The sequence below is a fragment of the Sphingobacterium corticibacter genome (assembly GCF_003076635.1).
In the GTDB taxonomy this organism is placed as follows: Bacteria; Bacteroidota; Bacteroidia; order Sphingobacteriales; family Sphingobacteriaceae; genus Sphingobacterium; species Sphingobacterium corticibacter.
This window is the reverse complement of the sequence record NZ_QDKG01000004.1, coordinates 77,353-94,152: the sequence shown is the minus strand read 5'-3', so window position 1 is coordinate 94,152 and position 16,800 is coordinate 77,353. Positions and strand designations below refer to the sequence as shown.

The following is a 16,800-nucleotide window of genomic DNA, read 5'->3' as shown; positions in this document are numbered from 1 at the left end:
AGCCTGTAACTTCTTAGCGGTTACAGGCTGTTATCATATAAAATTATGATAGTGAAGTCGGCAGATTATTCTGCTTCGCCCTCTTTCAATGCGCTTTGATCTAGATCTACTCCAGTTACTTCTGCGCGGATCTTCGCTTCCAATTCGTCCATTAGATCCGGATTGTCTATCAAAAGATTTCGTACAGCATCGCGACCTTGACCCAATTTAGTGTCGCCATAGCTAAACCAAGAGCCCGATTTCTTTACAATACCATATTCTACACCCAAGTCGATGATTTCACCAGATTTGGAAATACCTTCACCAAACATGATGTCGAATTCAGCAATGCGGAATGGAGGTGCTACTTTGTTTTTCACGATCTTCACTTTTACGTGGTTACCCGCTACCTCATCGCCATCTTTGATCTGCGAAGTCCGGCGAATATCCAAACGCACGGAAGCGTAAAACTTCAAGGCATTACCACCTGTAGTCGTTTCTGGATTACCGAACATGACGCCGATTTTCTCGCGCAACTGGTTGATGAAAATACAACAACAGTTGGTTTTTGCGATCGTACCGGTCAATTTACGCAATGCTTGTGACATCAAACGTGCTTGCAATCCCATTTTGGAATCACCCATTTCGCCTTCGATTTCACCTTTTGGTACCAATGCCGCTACGGAGTCAATAACGATCACGTCGATCGCGCCGGAGCGAATCAAGTTATCGGCAATTTCCAAAGCTTGTTCCCCATTATCTGGCTGCGAGATCAATAGATTTTCAATATCTACGCCCAGCTTCTGTGCGTAATATTTATCGAATGCGTGCTCCGCATCAATGAAAGCGGCAATACCGCCTTTTTTCTGTGCTTCTGCTACGATATGAGTGGCTAAGGTAGTTTTACCAGAAGATTCCGGGCCATAGATCTCGATCACACGACCTTTTGGTACACCGCCAATACCTAAAGCAATATCCAGCCCCAAAGATCCTGTAGAAATAGATTCAATCGGCTCTACCGCAGAATCGCCTAATTTCATGATGGTTCCTTTACCGTAAGATTTCTCTAGTTTATCTAAGGTAAGCTGTAGTGCTTTTAATTTATCTGAATTACTCATTTTCGTAGTTTTAATAGGTCAAATATACACACAAAACTGATGTGTGCAAATAAAATGCTAAAATAATTAGTTTTATTTTTTAAACATTCAGTGTCGTTTGCTTACTAAAGTTTTTGCTGAAATACTGACAAAAATAGGTGATGGGGCAGATTTCGCATTTGGGCTTGCGTGCTAAACAGATATAGCGACCATGCAAGATCAGCCAATGATGGGCAACTTTGATCGTTTCTTCGGGCAAATGTTTGACCAACTGTTTTTCTACCGCCAATGGTGTAGTCGCTCTTTGTGTCAATCCTAATCTATTCGCTACGCGAAATACATGCGTATCGACGGCCATCGCAGGATTGTCGTACACCACCGAAGAAATGACATTTGCCGTTTTGCGACCAACGCCTGGAAGCTTCACCAAATCTTCGATCTTTTCGGGCACGACGCCGTCAAACTCAGCCAGTAGCTTTTGCGCCATGCCGACCAAATGTTTGGCTTTGTTGTTTGGGTAACTCACCGAACGGATGTAAGAAAACACTTCTTCTACGGAGCTGGCTGCCAGCGATTCCGGCTCTGGATAACGCGCAAACAAAGCTGGCGTGACCTGATTGATCCGCTTGTCGGTACACTGCGCAGACAAGATGACCGCGACCAGCAGTTCGTACGGATTGGAGTAATGTAACTCCGTTTCTGCATCGGGATTATGCGTGGAGAAATAGTCAACGAAGGCTTTATATCGATCTTTTTTCAGCATGAACAAAGATAATTAATAATATCCTTATTACTTTTACTCGGCTTAAAACCGAAAACTGATTACCATTGGCAAAGAAAGAAAAGAAGCAGACTCCCTTAATGCAACAGTATAATACGATCAAGGTCAAGTACCCCGGTGCCTTGCTGTTGTTTCGTGTGGGAGATTTTTATGAGACATTTGGAGAGGACGCGATTAAAGCAGCCGGAATACTCGGCATTGTGCTGACCAAACGTGGGAATGGCACAGAATCGGAAACGGCATTGGCCGGTTTTCCACATCACTCGCTCGAAACCTATTTGCCAAAACTGGTGCGCGCCGGTCAGCGCGTGGCCATTTGCGATCAGCTCGAAGATCCGAAGCAAACAAAAACCATTGTAAAACGTGGCGTAACCGAATTGGTAACGCCCGGTGTATCGTACAGCGACAACATCGTGCAGCAGAAAGCCAACAATTACTTAGCGTCGGTATTTGCAGACAAAAACACCTATGGCATTGCTTTCTTAGATATTTCTACGGGCGAGTTTTCGGTGGCGCAAGGGAATGCTTCCTACATCGATAAGTTGTTGCAAAGTTTTAAGCCGACGGAAGTGATTCTTCCCAAGAAACAGTTCAATGATTTTGTCGCTCAGTTTGGTACGACCTATTATACATATACGCTAGACGAGTGGCCTTATACAGGCGATTATGCTTCGGAAGCTTTATTGAAGCATTTTGAAGTTAATTCCCTCAAAGGATTTGGTATCGAACGGCTCACATCGGGCATTACAGCAGCCGGTGTAGCTTTGCATTACCTCAACGAAACGGAGCACCGCAACCTACAGCATATCTCGCATATTGCGCGCATCGAAGAAGATCGTTATATGTGGCTGGATCGCTTTACCATTCGCAATCTGGAGTTGATTGGCTCGGCCAATGATAATGCCATCACGCTATCGGATGTGCTGGATCATACGGCATCGCCGATGGGAGCACGCTTGCTCAAGCGCTGGATCATCATGCCGCTCAAAGATCAAAAGTCTATTCAAGAACGTTTGGACGTAGTGGATCATTTCGATCAGAACCGAGAATTACGCGATGAGCTGGTCAAAGAAATCAAGCAAGTCGGGGATTTGGAAAGATTGATTTCCAAGATCGGCTTGCAGAAAGCGAATCCACGCGAAGTGATCCAACTGAAAAGAGCGCTGTATGCCGTAGAAAAGTTGAAGGAGAGGACGGATTTGCCAGATTCCAATTCGTTGCGTGTGATCTCGGAACAGCTGAACAACTGTCTGATCATTCGTGACAAGATCGATCGCGAAGTACAACAAGAGCCACCGGTATTATTACAAAAGGGCAATGTGATCGCCGATGGCGTCGACGAAGAATTAGATAAACTCCGTAAGATTGCCTTTGGTGGTAAAGGTTACTTATTGGAAATTCAACGCCGCGAAGCGGAAGCGACAGGTATTCCTTCTCTTAAAATTGCCTTTAATAACGTATTTGGTTATTACCTCGAAGTGACCAATACACATAAGGATAAAGTGCCCGAAGGTTGGATTCGTAAGCAAACGCTGGTCAACGCGGAGCGCTACATCACTGAGGAACTCAAAACCTACGAGGAGCAAATATTAGGAGCAGAGGAAAAGATTCAAGCCATCGAAAATCGGATTTACCAAGCCCTTTTGGCAGATATTGCGGAGTATATTAAACCAATTCAGCTCAATGCGCAATTAATTGCCAAGTTGGATGTCTTGCTGAATTTCGCAGTCGTAGCAGAGAAGAATTTCTACGTAAAACCAAAGGTGAATGAAGGGAAATCTTTAGATATCAAAGGTGGTCGTCATCCAGTGATTGAAAAGAATTTGCCTGTCGGGGAAGATTATATTACCAATGACACTTTTCTAGATCAAGAATCCCAGCAGATCATCATTATCACAGGGCCAAATATGGCCGGTAAATCGGCGCTGTTGCGCCAGACGGGATTGATCGTGTTGATGGCGCAAATTGGATCTTTTGTACCAGCAAAAGAAGCACATATTGGTTTAGTCGATAAGATATTTACCCGCGTGGGCGCTTCGGATAATCTTTCTTCCGGCGAATCGACGTTTATGGTGGAAATGAACGAGACGGCCAGCATTATGAATAACCTGTCGGATCGTAGTTTAATCCTGTTAGACGAGATCGGCCGAGGAACAAGTACCTACGATGGGATTTCGATTGCATGGGCTATCGCCGAATATTTACACCATCATCCAACGGCTAGAGCTAAGACACTATTTGCTACGCATTATCATGAGCTCAACGAGTTGAGTACGTCCATGCCGCGCATCAAAAACTTTAATGTTTCGGTGAAGGAGTTGAATAATAAAATCATCTTTCTCCGGAAACTTGTGCCAGGCGGATCAGAGCATAGTTTTGGTATTCATGTGGCGAAGTTGGCGGGAATGCCGAGCAAACTTTTGACGCGTGCTAACGATATTTTACGAAGATTGGAGCAAGAGCGTACCGGCGGTGAAGACATCAAAGACAGTATGCGCAAAATTCAGAAACAAGCGTATCAGTTGCAGATGTTTGCCATTGATGATCCGATCCTCGAAAAGATCCGCGATATGCTGAACAATCTGGATGTAAATACATTGACTCCGGTGGAGGCGCTGATGAAATTGGATGAGATTCAACGTGTGCTAAAACATTAGGTTCACCACACTCTCGTATATAATAAAATAAGCGGACTACCTCAGGTAGCCCGCTTATTTTGCTTTAAATAGTATATTTTATGTCTAGAACTTAAAGAAAAGCTCGAAACTTACATAATCGGACGCGATAGGCGTAATCAATCGGCTATCAATACTGTAAGGTGAGTAATGATATTGAATTTGTGCACCAACGAAACTTGTACGACCAACATGCTGCATCGCAGAAACTCCTGTCGACAGGTTAAAGGTTTGTGGTCTGGTCACATATACCGGATAGCCATCACCATAGCGCATATTGAGCGATCTGTTGTACGACATTTCGTATGCTAATCCTGCTTTTCCAATCATGAGGAACTTGCCCGCATCCAAAAACTTATATCCAGCCGAACCACCAAACATATATGTAGTTAATGGCTCTACCAGATCAGGCTGATTACTGTTTGGTTCTGTTTGATATTCGAACACTCTGGAATTTCTGGCTGGACGATACTTGAAGAAACCATCGAAAACCCAATCATTGGCCAATGGACTGATAAAAGAGAATCCATAAATCGCCAAATCGTTGTAAACCGGATTAACAGCATTTAATGGACGGTATAGACCGATACTGGCTGCAAAACCCCAACCCATTTTGTACAACTCCACCTCTTGTAGTTGTTCCGTACGAGTTGTAGGCTTTTCTTTCTGCATGCGAATTAAATACGTGCTAATGTGATCGGAGAAAAGGTAAGCAATAGCTTCTTCCATTTCTGTGAGACTGTACAAATCTGATCCGATTAGCGCCGCCGCTTTAACTTGCGTTAGGGAGTCGACCGTATGACGTAAAGGAACAAAGTGATAAGCTGCTTTGTCTTTGTTATAAATGTTTTGATAATTGTTTTCAGAGGCATTATCCCAGCGAATCATCAATTCATTATCTTTTCCTTGTTGGATATAACTTTGAATGGCTGGTTTGGTAGGTTGCTTTCTGATAAGCAGACCAATAATGCGAAGTCTTTGTGTTACTTCATTAGGCCCACAACTGCTTTCGATGGTTTGTAGCACTTGTTCCATTGCGGCGAAATCGTTTTTGTTCAGTAGCTCCACGATTTTTGGAAGGGCGGCTTCCGTTACTCGTTCGCAGGATGGGTCTTGTGTGGCGCTCTGTTGTCCTGAAGCAGGCACAGCCAGTGCTAAAAGGGAAAAACAGAAAACGCTGTAAAGCGTATATAGTCGGTGCATATAATTTGATATTGTTTGTTGATGGAAAACCTTTAGACCTATAAACTTCGAAAAAGTTTAAGCAAATATACAAATGTCTACACTGGGAGTAAAAATGTATTTTTGCAACAATGAGTGTTTTTCGTTTCAAGCGCTTTGCGATAGACCAGACGGGATGTGCTATGCGCATTAATACCGATGGTGTGCTGCTAGGCGCTCTAGCGAATGGTGAAGATGCGCAAACGATTTTAGATATCGGGACAGGTACTGGGGTGATAGCATTAATGCTGGCGCAACGATTTCCAAACGCGGATATTAGTGGTTTGGAAATCGACGCATCTTCTGCGACTGCTGCCGCAAATAATGCTTTGCAATCACCATTTTCTGATCGAGTGCAGGTATCGTATACTGCTTTTCAGGATTTCCAGCCGCCACATCCGGTTGATCTGATGGTGAGTAATCCACCATTTTACGTAAATACGCTGCATAATCCTGATGCGCGGAAGAAGCAAGCGCGGCATACCGATATGACTTTCTTTGATGATCTACTCGGCTACGCAAAGGTGCACCTTTCCACGAGAGGAGCAATGGAACTGATTCTACCGCCTGAATTATCTGATGCCGTTGTTGCTGAGGCGTCTGACTTAGGTTTTGTGCTGGATCGAAAAATAGCGGTTTCTTCTTTTGATGATTCGCCCTGTATCCGTTGTATTATTCGATTGAGTAGGCGGCAAGGTGATGTTCAAACCGAACATTCCAATTTTGTGATTTACGAATCTAAAGGCGTATACAGCGATGCTTACAGAACCTTACTCAAAGATTTTTTTCTCGCTTTTTAAGCGGTAAAAATTGCCGCTTGGCTTGTTATCTTGCCAAGGGCAAACTACCTTTATATTTATGAAAATTGGTTTGCTTTCAGATACCCATAGTTTTTTAGATGATGCCGTTTTTCATCACTTTGATGCTTGTGACGAAGTATGGCATGCGGGTGATTTTGGGAATGGGGAAGTAGCGGAGAAATTAGCTGCCTTTAAACCATTGCGCGGTGTGTATGGCAATATTGATGGACAAGATATTCGTGCAACGTATCCCGAGCATCTGCGCTTCACCTGCGAGGAGATGGATGTCTGGATGACGCACATTGGCGGTTATCCCGGCAGGTATGCAGCAACCATAAAATCCGAGATTCAACGAAATCCGCCCAAATTATTTATTAGCGGACATTCTCATATTCTTAAAGTGCAGTACGATCCTAAGTTGCAATTATTGCATCTGAATCCGGGTGCCGCTGGCAAGCAAGGCTGGCATAAGGTGCGCACGTTGATGCGGTTCGACATCATCGGTGATCGGGCAGAGAATATGGAGGTGATTGAATTAAATGGCCGCTAGCTAAGCGCGAATTTACAAGCTGTCGCGTACTTCGAGCAAAAAGTGCTTCAGTTTTTCGAGCGATTCCACCACCCGTTGGTTTTCTTTGGCTTCATTTTTATTCTGCCGTAAAAACTCTCGAGCACCTTGCAACGTGTAACCCTTATCTTTTACCAGATTGAAGATGATCTTCAAATTTGAAATGTCCTCTTGGGTGAATAACCGATTGCCTTTTTTGTTCTTTTTGGGTTGAATGATATCAAACTCACGCTCATAAAAACGAATCTGGGAAGCGTTGACATCAAACATGCTAGTCACTTCACCCATGGTGTAATACAATTTGTTTATTTCGCGCTCTTTGTATGGCATTGCCGGTGTTTCTATTGATAACAAACTTACTGAAAGTTGTCTATATATTCAAGTGGCAGAATGGCGTGTAGATATTACAGAACAAAGGGCACTCCGTGAAGTGCCCTTTGTTCTGTAATATACATTATACCTTAGTTTACGTGACGTAGAAAAGTAGCCAATTTAGATTTTAGCTGTCTACGATCTACAATGAAATCCAAAAATCCGTGTTCTAATACAAACTCAGAAGTTTGGAATCCTTTTGGCAAATCTTTTTTAATGGTTTCTTTAATCACGCGCGGGCCAGCAAAGCCGATTAATGCTCCTGGTTCTGCGATATTGATATCGCCCAGCATCGCATAAGAAGCAGTAACACCACCTGTCGTGGGATCAGTCAATAAACAGATATAGGGCAATTTAGCTTTGCTTAATAAAGCCAATTTGGCGGACGTCTTTGCCATCTGCATCAGCGAGAAAGCAGCCTCCATCATACGGGCACCACCAGATTTAGAGATCAACATAAATGGAATCTTGTGCTCCAATGCGTAATCAATAGAACGAGCGATCTTTTCACCGACAACAGAACCCATCGATCCACCAATGAAGTTGAAATCCATACATGCAATGACGATGTCTTGTCCTTCCACCTTTCCATGTCCGCAACGAATGGCATCCTTTAAGCCTGTTTTAGCTTGGCTTTCTAGTAATCTTTCTTTGTATGGTTTGCTGTCTACAAAATCCAATGGATCCCCTGCTTGCATATTCGCAAATAACTCTTGGAAATCGTTATTGTCAAAAAGTACTGAGAAATAAGCCGCAGAACCAATCCGAATATGATAATCACAGTAGTGACAAACATAGCTGTTTTCGACCTGCTCGACATTCAAAAGCGCTTTTTTGCAGTTCGGACATTTGTTCCACATGCCATCTGGCGCTTCTTTTTTATTTTCGGTAGCAGTGACGATTCCCACCGTATTTCTTTTAAACCAACTCATAGCAAATTTTTAAACGAACTACAAAGAAACGAAAAATATTGCTTACCGCATGAAGCATCAGCCAAAAAATGGGAATTAAGAAGTGATCAAAAAAAATGTCTGGAAATGGAAGCGTAGCTAGAACGTAACGCTTTAAAAAAGGAAATAAAAAATGGGTAAGCTACCTTTATCGCACCGCTCAACCATTTACCCTTGCTTTGTTCCCAACCTGGGGGAGTCAACAGGAGCTGGTCGTAAAGGACTTACCCACGGCAAAAGTAGGAAAAAAATGATAGCAATGAAATTAAAATTGCGCTTTGTCGCTAGCGCCTTGATTTACAGTTAGAAAATTGTCTACCTTGTTTTGTGCTTTAGCTGATCATGCTCCGATATATCTTTCCGGGCAATGAAAGGATCACTTCATTCATCTCCATTTCTAGTAATACAATAGCCAATTTGCTCTGTGGCCAATCTAAATGCATCGCGATTTCGTCTACAGTAGCTTGTTCAATCTGTTGTATGTACAGGAATACTTTTTGCTCGTCCTTACTGAGTGTAGGCGGTATTAGCGATAGCTGTTTTGCTTCATGTTGTGGACTGAATTTTTCCCAATTCATCAAATATCGAAGATCCTCTGCGTGCCGAATCAGGTGCGCGCGGTGCGTTTTTATAAGATAATTGCAGCCTTCCGAGTAGGTTTTGTCCACGCCGCCCGGAAATGCGCATACATCGCGATTGTAGCTATTGGCCATTTCGGCAGTGATTAAGGCGCCACCTTTTATCCCCGCTTCGATCACAATAGTCACGTCAGCTAATCCTGCAATCAGGCGATTTCTCATTGGGAAATGTGCTCTTTCGGGTTTGGTCTGAGAAGGAAATTCCGTCAACAAACCACCACTTTCTATCATGCTGCTTGCTACTTCGCGATGTACCGCAGGATAGATGCGATCTAGTCCGTGTCCCAGCAATCCGATAGTTGGTAAATCGTTTGCTACTGCAGCACGATGCGCCGTCACATCAATACCATAAGCTAGACCGCTAACGATGAGCGGTTGCAAATCTGCCAACTCTTTGATCAGATCTTCACAAAGTTTTTTTCCATACGCCGTCGCATTGCGAGTGCCTACGATACTAATGATATAGCGGTTGTTGAGATCAGCATTTCCCTTGTAATACAAGAGCGGCGGAGCATCATCACAGGTTTGCAATCGGTGCGGATAGGTGCGATCTTCGATCCACAGCGGTTGGATATCGTGACGTTCGATAAAATCACATTCCAATTCTGCTTGCTGCATGAAATCTCTTTGCAAAATGGTTTTGGCCAATGCGGGACCTATGCCAGCTACTGCCATCAACTCTTGTGCTGACGCGCTAAAGACATCTTCTGCACTTCCGAAATATTGTAGGAGATTTTTAGCCAAGCGAGGGCCAACTCCTGCTATTAGCCCTAAAGCGATTTTGTGTAATAAACCCATTTATTTTCTTTAAAAGATAAATATAGTTTATTTATGGAAATATTGAAGTTTTCGATTGAATAGGTTGATCATTTGAATTGTCTTATCTTTGATAATCTAATAAAAGAATGCCGCGTTAATTAAATACAAATACCATGGAAATGAATACACCAGAACCTTTTGATATTGAGATTAATGGAGTGGATTACTCCGTTTTTCCAGACGAGAAAGACACTTATACCGTTTTTAAAGATGGAAAAGAATATGTTCAAATCATTCGAGATACCGAAACCGCTTGGCTTAAGCTCCATCCTGAAACTGGTTTGCCCTTATTTGGGATGGATGAAGAAGTGTTGTTAATCGGACGCGAAATCACTGCATTAGAAGGGTAATACGTGAAAAAAACCGCCAGCGGATAATAGGCTTAAATATATATTGCTATGTTGCGATCGCTATTCCTGCTGATTTTTCCCGCCGCATTCTGGTTAAATACCAATTCCCCAGCAATCAAAAATACAGATAGCTGGCAGGAAGTGAGGGATACCATTGCGCCGCGTCGCGATACGATTGGTATTGAAGAGGTGCTAATACAACGCGAAGTGCTTAGTCCCGAAGAACAATTTAGGCGTGATAGTAGTGAATATAGAATTATTTACCTGCATGGCGACAACAAAAAGATGATTGAGGCCATCAATATTTTTCCGCCAGTCATTGTCATTAATATCAATAAAATCTACAATCATTTTTCGACTTCAGGTAAACGTGCTCGAAGCATGCAGAAGGTGTTGAAAGATAGATTTGAAAATGATAAGATTAACCAAACTTGGTATCCACTCACCCAACAGCTTGCAAAGTTAGAAGGACAACAACTGGAAGATTTTAGGCGCTATTATCAACCAAATTATGATTGGTGGGTAGTTGCGGAAGAGTATGAGCAACTTGACTACTTGTTTAAACGGTTGCGTAACTACGGTGATTCTGCTAGTTATATTCGCGAATATTTGGCTTTGCCCAACAAAGAAACGCCATCATTTTACGATAGAAAATGATGGCGTTTTATGTGAATAGCCTTGCTGCTACATCGGAATATATAGCACGTATTTCGTATCAAAGAAATCCTCTTTAAAATAATCTGTTAGCGGAATAAGATCCGAAGTTACTTTCGCCTCTTTGATCTCTTCGCGCAGATCACCACCCTTCAAGTATAATATTCCGTTAGGAATACCATTTTTATCTTGCGCTTGGATCTTGTTTCTCACCCAAGGAAGGAAATCCTTGAGACGTGTAACCGCTCTAGACACAACAAAATCATATTTATGATCTAGTTGCTCTGCTCGGATATGATCCGCTTCTACGTTGGTCAAACCAAGCGCTTCAGCCACTTCACGAACCACTTTTATTTTCTTTCCGATGGAATCCACCAAATGAAATTGAACTTCAGGAAACAAAATCGCTAATGGAATCCCCGGAAAACCGCCTCCTGTGCCTACATCCAAAATGCGTGTGCCCGCAGCAAACTGACGTACATAGGCCGCAATACCTAAAGAATGTAGCACATGTTTCAGATAAAGTGAATCCATATCTTTTCTGGAGATCACGTTGATCTGATCATTCCAAAATGGATAGAGCTCCGCTAGTTGGGCGAATTGCTTTTTTTGCGTCTCACTTAATTGCGGGAAATAAGTGAAGATAATGTCTACAGATGGATTCATATTATTTCCAAGAGGTTTGTTTTCTGTTTCTGTTGAATAAGCCATTCAGGCATATGAAAAAGTAAAAGAATAGATCGAGTAGGGGCAACCAAAGTAACAAATCGCGAACAGCCAGCTTCCGGAAGGCATAGCTATATATGCTGTATTGCGCGATCAAGCGCAAGAAATAAATCGTGACAGGAATATACCAAAGCGTGGGTAATAAAGCAATGGAGACTCCCAACGAGATATAAAATAGTATGGCAGATAGTAGCTGTACGGCCAACATCCACTTGTGTCTTGATTTGTACATTACAGAAGCGCCAGCGTGTCTCGCTTTTTGTTTGTAATAAGTTTTCCAAGTAAGCTTCGGTACGGAGTACATATGCGCATCAGGAGCAAGGACGATGGCTGTATTATTTCGATTGCTGTTTTGATTCACAAAAAGATCGTCATCACCCGACTTGATGTGCATGTGCGCATTGAAGCCTTTGCCTTTGTAGAAAAGCGATTTGGTATAGGCCAAATTGCGGCCCACGCCCATATAAGCATCCCCTTTTAATGCATAAGACAGATACGACATAGCGGTATGTGTCGTTTCAAAACGGATCAGTTTATTGAGTAGACCACGGTGTTTGAAATAAGGAGAATAGCCCAATACAATTTCTTTGCCTTCGGCAAACGGTGCGACCATGGCACGTAACCAATGCGGAGTAGCAGGTTCACAGTCGGCATCGGTGAATACCAAATGCTCGTACTTTGCGGCTTTTATCCCGATTGTTAAGGTGAATTTTTTGGTGTGCTTAAGTCGGATGTGCTCGCCAATATCCACCACTTTAAGATGTGTGTACTTCGAAGCCATTTCTCTTAATAACCATTGCGTTTCGTCGTCCGAGCAATCATTCACCACGACGACCTCAAACGTGGGGTAATCTTGCTCGAGAATTAATGGTAAGAATCTCGTGAGGTTATCCTGTTCATTATAAGCACTGATAATGACGGAGACAGGAGGCAGATGTTGATCCGTCGAAGGCTCTACAATACGATGAGCCGCCAGCTTGCCGTATACAAACAAGATATAATATGCCTGAATACAAAAAAATATCCCAAGAGATAGATATGCAGCATAGGGCCAATAGGAATAGATCGCTTCGGTTGAAAAAAACATAAGTTGCAAAGATAATGCTATTTATTGCCGGATGAGCGCTATATACAAGAAAAGTTTGTAGTATAGGCGATGATCAAGGTAAACCAAGTTGCCGAAACCTTGTCTAAACTTAAAATTGCTATATTAGACGGCTTAAAAACACACACCAGTCATGACACAAAAACATACGCCACTACTTTTGGTATTATTAACCATCTCAATCTTAATTTCTGCCTGTGGATCTATAAATCCCGCCAAGCAGGTCGATATGCTCAAAAGTTATAACTATGATGTAGAATCAATCAGCGGATTGACGATTGCTGGCCGCTCGGCGCAAGGCTTATTAGAAGGCAATGGTACCTCATTAAATATGAATGCTTTGCCTGGATTGGCTTTGGGTATTTTGCGCAAAGATCTCCCTTTAGCGGCGGTTGTTAATATGAAAGTGAGCAATCCAACTACGAATGTGACCGGCATTAATGCCTTTAAATACTTAATCGAAATTAAAGGCAAACCATTCTTCGAAGGAACCGTAGATCGTGTGGTGCGCTTGAACCAAGGCGAAAGTGCTGTAGTGCCGCTTTCTTTTAATGCGAACTTGTTTGGCGTGGTCGATGAGAACCGCGGTATTGAAGGCTTGTTGTCTGATCTATTAACGAAAGAAGGGCAGGGAGCAGTCGTATTAAAAATCAAACCTTCTATGGCGCTTGGCGGTACCAATATATTCTATCCGGGTTACATCACGATCGATAATGATTTGCTGAAAAGCCTGACCAAGCGATAGTTCAAAATAGGAGCATCGGGCTTACTTTTCTCGCTGTTAATAATTCTTAAGATTACAGTGGTCATCCGGTTTTCTGCCGAAAATAATCGTACTTTTGCACTCGTTTAGAGGGAATAGATGAAATTTACGCTTCAAGCACAAGACAAACTTTCGAAGGCTCGCGCTGGAGAAATGGAGACCGCACACGGTACGATACAGACACCTATTTTTATGCCTGTGGGCACTGCTGCCACGGTGAAAGCCGTGCACATGCACGAATTGGTGAATGATATACAGGCTCAAATCATTTTAGGAAATACCTATCATTTATACTTACGTCCAGGTTTGGATGTATTACACAAAGCTGGTGGATTGCACAAATTCAATAACTGGAGCGGTCCAATCTTGACCGATTCGGGTGGTTATCAGGTATACTCACTGACTGAAGTGCGCAAAATCAAAGAAGAAGGCGTTACTTTTCGCTCGCATGTCGATGGTTCTAAGCATTTGTTTACGCCAGAAAATGTGATGGATACGCAGCGCATCATCGGTGCGGATATCATCATGGCTTTTGATGAATGTACGCCATATCCATGTGATTATAACTATGCGCGCAGATCGCTAGATATGACGCATCGCTGGTTGAAACGCTGTTGCGACCGCTTTGATTCTACGACACCTCTTTATGGTTATGATCAGACCTTGTTTCCGATTGTGCAAGGATCTGTGTATAAAGATTTGCGTGCCAAATCGGCGGAAGTGATCGCGTCATTCGAAAGAGAAGGAAATGCCATCGGTGGCTTATCTGTCGGGGAGCCGGCGCATGAAATGTACGCGATGACAGAAGTAGTCACGCAAATATTGCCCGAGCACAAACCACGCTATTTGATGGGCGTAGGTACACCGGTTAATATTTTGGAGAATATCGCGCTGGGCATTGATATGTTCGACTGTGTGATGCCAACCCGCAACGCGCGTAATGGTATGCTCTTTACCAAAGAAGGTATTATCAATATCAAGAATAAGAAATGGGCGGACGATTTTAGTCCGATCGAAGCGAATAGCGATTTGCTGGTCGATCAGATTCATAGCAAAGCCTATTTGCGCCACTTGATTCGTTCACAAGAAATCTTGGGTGCACAGATCGCATCCTTGCACAACCTGCATTTCTATCTTTGGTTAGTGACGCAAGCTCGCGAGAAAATTATCGACGGCACGTTCTATGCTTGGAAAGAAAAAATGGTGAAAGTTTTAGATCAACGTTTGTAAGTTCGAGATGAAAATTATTGATCGCTATATCATTGGGAAGTACCTAACCACATTTGTGTTTACGGTATGTATCTTCTGTTTGGTGATTGTTATTTTCGATTTTTCGGAGAAGGTAGACGATTTTAATAAGAACCGGGCTACGATGGCGCAGGTTTTTACGCTTTATTACGCGGTCGGTAGTTTGCCTTTTTTCATTAACATGCTTACGCCGCTGCTCAACTTTATTGCAGTGATTTTCTTTACCTCCAAAATGGCCGATCAGACCGAGATTGTCCCTATTCTAAATGGAGGAATGAGTTTTTATCGCATGCTCCGTCCGTACATGTTTTGCGCAGGCCTTATTTGTGGGATGATATTGCTGTCCAATCTCTACGTGATCCCATATACCAATAAGGTAAAAGTGGATTTTGAGAATGTGTATGTAAAACCACAGAAAGTAAGCACCACATCTACCTCTACGCATATGCAACTGGATTCGAATACCTATGTGTATATGGGTACATTCGAAACCAAAACGGCAGTAGGTTATAATTTTGCTATTGAAAAATTTGACGGCGATGTTCTGACCGAAAAGCTGATGGCAGATCGTATTACGTGGGATTCGGTGGCCAACAAATGGTCCATACATAATTATACCGTGCGACATATTGATGGACTTCGGGAGCGTATGGAAGCTGGCGAACAGCGCGATACCACATTAGATATGCGGCCGAAGGATTTCGAGATTTATGAGAACGTATTTACGACCATGAGTCAGGCGGATCTCAATGAGCGTATCTTAAAAGAAGAAACCCGCGGTACGGGTATGATGAATGAATTGTTGCTCGAAAAATATAAGCGCTTTATCAATCCGTTTTCCGCTTTTATCCTCACATTGATTGGTGTATCACTATCCTCTAAAAAGGTACGTGGTGGTATTGGGGTGAGTCTCGGTGTGGGTATTGGCTTGAGCTGTATTTATGTGGTGTTAGAAAGATTCTCGACCATGTTTTCCGTAAAGGGAGGATTAGATCCTTTGATCTCTGTCCTCATTCCCAATGTGCTATTCCTTGTCTTGAGTATTTATTTGATGATCAAGGCTCCTAAGTAATTTTATTCTCTTTTCTGTTTTTGTGATAATGACTAAATCTGGCGCTAGTCGCAATGTGCTGATTCTACACTTTACCGTGTTGATCTGGGGGTTTACAGGAGTTTTGGGCGAATTGATCTCGGTGTCTGCCTTACATCTGGTATGGTATCGCGTGCTGATTGCAGCGATCTCCCTATTTATTTATTTGCTTTGGTGCAAGCAACCATTGAAAGTATCAAGAAGCCAATTACTTCAGTTTTTGGGAGTAGGTTTTATTGTGGGGTTGCACTGGGTGCTTTTCTTTCATTCTATCAAAATCTCTACCGTATCCGTTACGCTGGTGAGCCTTTCTTCCGTCACCTTGTTTACGGCAGTACTAGAGCCGCTCATTAATCGCAAGCGAATGGAAGTATCGGATGTCTTGATTGGGCTGCTGATCATTTTTGGTATTTATCTGATCTTCAAGTTTGAGTTTCAATATTTCTGGGGTATTGTTTTTGGTCTATTAGCAGCCATCTGTGCTAGCTTCTTCGGCATCTTCAATGCACGTATGGTGAAAACAGCCGACGCGAAGATCATCAGCTTTTATGAAATGGTTGGCGCCGTGATCGGTGTAAGTATTTTGCTGGGAGTATCAGGCGGTTTTGATGCACAAATGCTGCTGCATCAGTCGGATGTGATTTACCTACTCGTACTTGGTATCGTGTGTACTGCAGTGGCGTATGTTTTAGCTGTTTCGGTCATGCGCGAAGTGTCTGCTTTTACAGTTGCGTTGGCTACCAACCTAGAACCTGTTTATGGAATCATGCTCGCATTGTTGCTTTTTGGTCAAAAAGAGGCCATGAGTACCGGCTTTTATGCTGGCGCGGTTCTCGTGCTGATGGCGGTATTTATGTATCCTTACCTCAAAAACCGTTGGATTGGCCGGCGGTTATCGGTGAGATAGCTTAGTATACCCGATAATCTGTTAATTATCCGTAGCTTTGCCCTCCTTAAAAATATG

At 42.9% G+C, this 16,800-nt stretch carries 17 protein-coding genes and 1 other RNA gene; 9 read left to right on the top strand and 9 right to left on the bottom strand.

Annotated features, from left to right (window positions below; genetic code table 11):
- Positions 1–65 precede the first annotated feature (65 nt).
- Complete coding sequence (gene recA / locus DC487_RS11635; RefSeq protein WP_116776147.1) at positions 66–1,097, bottom strand: recombinase RecA; 1,032 nt, start codon at positions 1,095–1,097, stop codon at positions 66–68.
- Positions 1,098–1,176: 79 nt separating this feature from the next.
- Positions 1,177–1,839 (bottom strand): endonuclease III, encoded by a 663-nt coding sequence (gene nth, locus DC487_RS11630; RefSeq protein WP_116776146.1) that lies wholly within the window; start codon positions 1,837–1,839, stop codon positions 1,177–1,179.
- A 65-nt stretch (positions 1,840–1,904) separates the two neighbouring features.
- Between nth and mutS the strand changes: the two genes are divergently transcribed.
- On the top strand, positions 1,905–4,514 hold the full coding sequence (gene mutS, locus DC487_RS11625; protein WP_116776145.1) for a DNA mismatch repair protein MutS: 2,610 nt from the start codon (positions 1,905–1,907) through the stop codon (positions 4,512–4,514).
- An 84-nt stretch (positions 4,515–4,598) separates the two neighbouring features.
- On the opposite strand, the gene DC487_RS11620 is transcribed toward mutS, so the two are convergent.
- Positions 4,599–5,735 carry a hypothetical protein gene (locus DC487_RS11620; RefSeq protein WP_133228544.1) on the bottom strand — a complete coding sequence of 379 codons (1,137 nt, stop codon included), beginning with the start codon at positions 5,733–5,735 and terminating at the stop codon, positions 4,599–4,601.
- Positions 5,736–5,845: 110 nt separating this feature from the next.
- Here DC487_RS11620 and DC487_RS11615 point away from each other — a divergent pair, with 110 nt between their 5' ends.
- Together DC487_RS11615 and DC487_RS11610 are read left to right on the top strand one after the other, a co-directional pair.
- Entirely contained in the window at positions 5,846–6,553 is a 708-nt protein-coding gene (locus tag DC487_RS11615; protein ID WP_116776143.1) for a tRNA1(Val) (adenine(37)-N6)-methyltransferase, read from the top strand.
- Between the two features lie 58 nt (positions 6,554–6,611).
- Positions 6,612–7,103, top strand: a complete 492-nt coding sequence (locus DC487_RS11610) for a metallophosphoesterase family protein (RefSeq protein ID WP_116776142.1) — start codon at positions 6,612–6,614, stop codon at positions 7,101–7,103.
- Between the two features lie 12 nt (positions 7,104–7,115).
- Here DC487_RS11610 and DC487_RS11605 read toward each other — a convergent pair whose 3' ends face one another.
- From DC487_RS11605 to dprA, 4 genes are all read right to left on the bottom strand, one after another.
- A complete protein-coding gene (locus DC487_RS11605) occupies positions 7,116–7,451 on the bottom strand; it encodes a MerR family transcriptional regulator (RefSeq protein WP_116776141.1) in 336 nt (111 codons plus the stop codon).
- Positions 7,452–7,582: 131 nt separating this feature from the next.
- Complete coding sequence (accD, locus tag DC487_RS11600) at positions 7,583–8,425, bottom strand: acetyl-CoA carboxylase, carboxyltransferase subunit beta (protein WP_116776140.1); 843 nt, start codon at positions 8,423–8,425, stop codon at positions 7,583–7,585.
- A gap of 150 nt (positions 8,426–8,575) precedes the next feature.
- Positions 8,576–8,673: signal recognition particle sRNA small type (ffs, locus tag DC487_RS11595), an RNA gene on the bottom strand.
- Positions 8,674–8,775: 102 nt separating this feature from the next.
- On the bottom strand, positions 8,776–9,879 hold the full coding sequence (gene dprA, locus DC487_RS11590; RefSeq protein WP_116776139.1) for a DNA-processing protein DprA: 1,104 nt from the start codon (positions 9,877–9,879) through the stop codon (positions 8,776–8,778).
- A gap of 140 nt (positions 9,880–10,019) precedes the next feature.
- Between dprA and DC487_RS11585 the strand changes: the two genes are divergently transcribed.
- Together DC487_RS11585 and DC487_RS11580 are read left to right on the top strand one after the other, a co-directional pair.
- A complete protein-coding gene (locus DC487_RS11585) occupies positions 10,020–10,250 on the top strand; it encodes a hypothetical protein (RefSeq protein ID WP_116776365.1) in 231 nt (76 codons plus the stop codon).
- A gap of 48 nt (positions 10,251–10,298) precedes the next feature.
- Positions 10,299–10,907 (top strand): hypothetical protein, encoded by a 609-nt coding sequence (locus DC487_RS11580; protein WP_116776138.1) that lies wholly within the window; start codon positions 10,299–10,301, stop codon positions 10,905–10,907.
- 27 nt (positions 10,908–10,934) lie between these two features.
- Here DC487_RS11580 and rsmG read toward each other — a convergent pair whose 3' ends face one another.
- A complete protein-coding gene (gene rsmG / locus DC487_RS11575) occupies positions 10,935–11,570 on the bottom strand; it encodes a 16S rRNA (guanine(527)-N(7))-methyltransferase RsmG (protein WP_116776363.1) in 636 nt (211 codons plus the stop codon).
- Between the two features lies 1 nt (position 11,571).
- The gene (locus DC487_RS11570; protein WP_165799081.1) at positions 11,572–12,717 is read right to left on the bottom strand and encodes a glycosyltransferase; all 1,146 of its coding nucleotides are present in this window, start codon (positions 12,715–12,717) and stop codon (positions 11,572–11,574) included.
- Positions 12,718–12,868: 151 nt separating this feature from the next.
- Here DC487_RS11570 and DC487_RS11565 point away from each other — a divergent pair, with 151 nt between their 5' ends.
- The 4 genes from DC487_RS11565 to DC487_RS11550 all read left to right on the top strand — a co-directional run bounded on the left by DC487_RS11565 (position 12,869) and on the right by DC487_RS11550 (position 16,743).
- Positions 12,869–13,480 carry a hypothetical protein gene (locus tag DC487_RS11565; protein WP_116776137.1) on the top strand — a complete coding sequence of 204 codons (612 nt, stop codon included), beginning with the start codon at positions 12,869–12,871 and terminating at the stop codon, positions 13,478–13,480.
- Between the two features lie 117 nt (positions 13,481–13,597).
- Entirely contained in the window at positions 13,598–14,728 is a 1,131-nt protein-coding gene (gene tgt / locus DC487_RS11560; RefSeq protein WP_116776136.1) for a tRNA guanosine(34) transglycosylase Tgt, read from the top strand.
- Between the two features lie 7 nt (positions 14,729–14,735).
- Positions 14,736–15,818: an LptF/LptG family permease gene (locus tag DC487_RS11555; protein WP_116776135.1), complete on the top strand. Its 1,083-nt coding sequence runs from the start codon at positions 14,736–14,738 to the stop codon at positions 15,816–15,818.
- 28 nt (positions 15,819–15,846) lie between these two features.
- Positions 15,847–16,743 carry a DMT family transporter gene (locus DC487_RS11550; protein WP_116776134.1) on the top strand — a complete coding sequence of 299 codons (897 nt, stop codon included), beginning with the start codon at positions 15,847–15,849 and terminating at the stop codon, positions 16,741–16,743.
- The last annotated feature ends 57 nt before the right edge of the window (positions 16,744–16,800 follow it).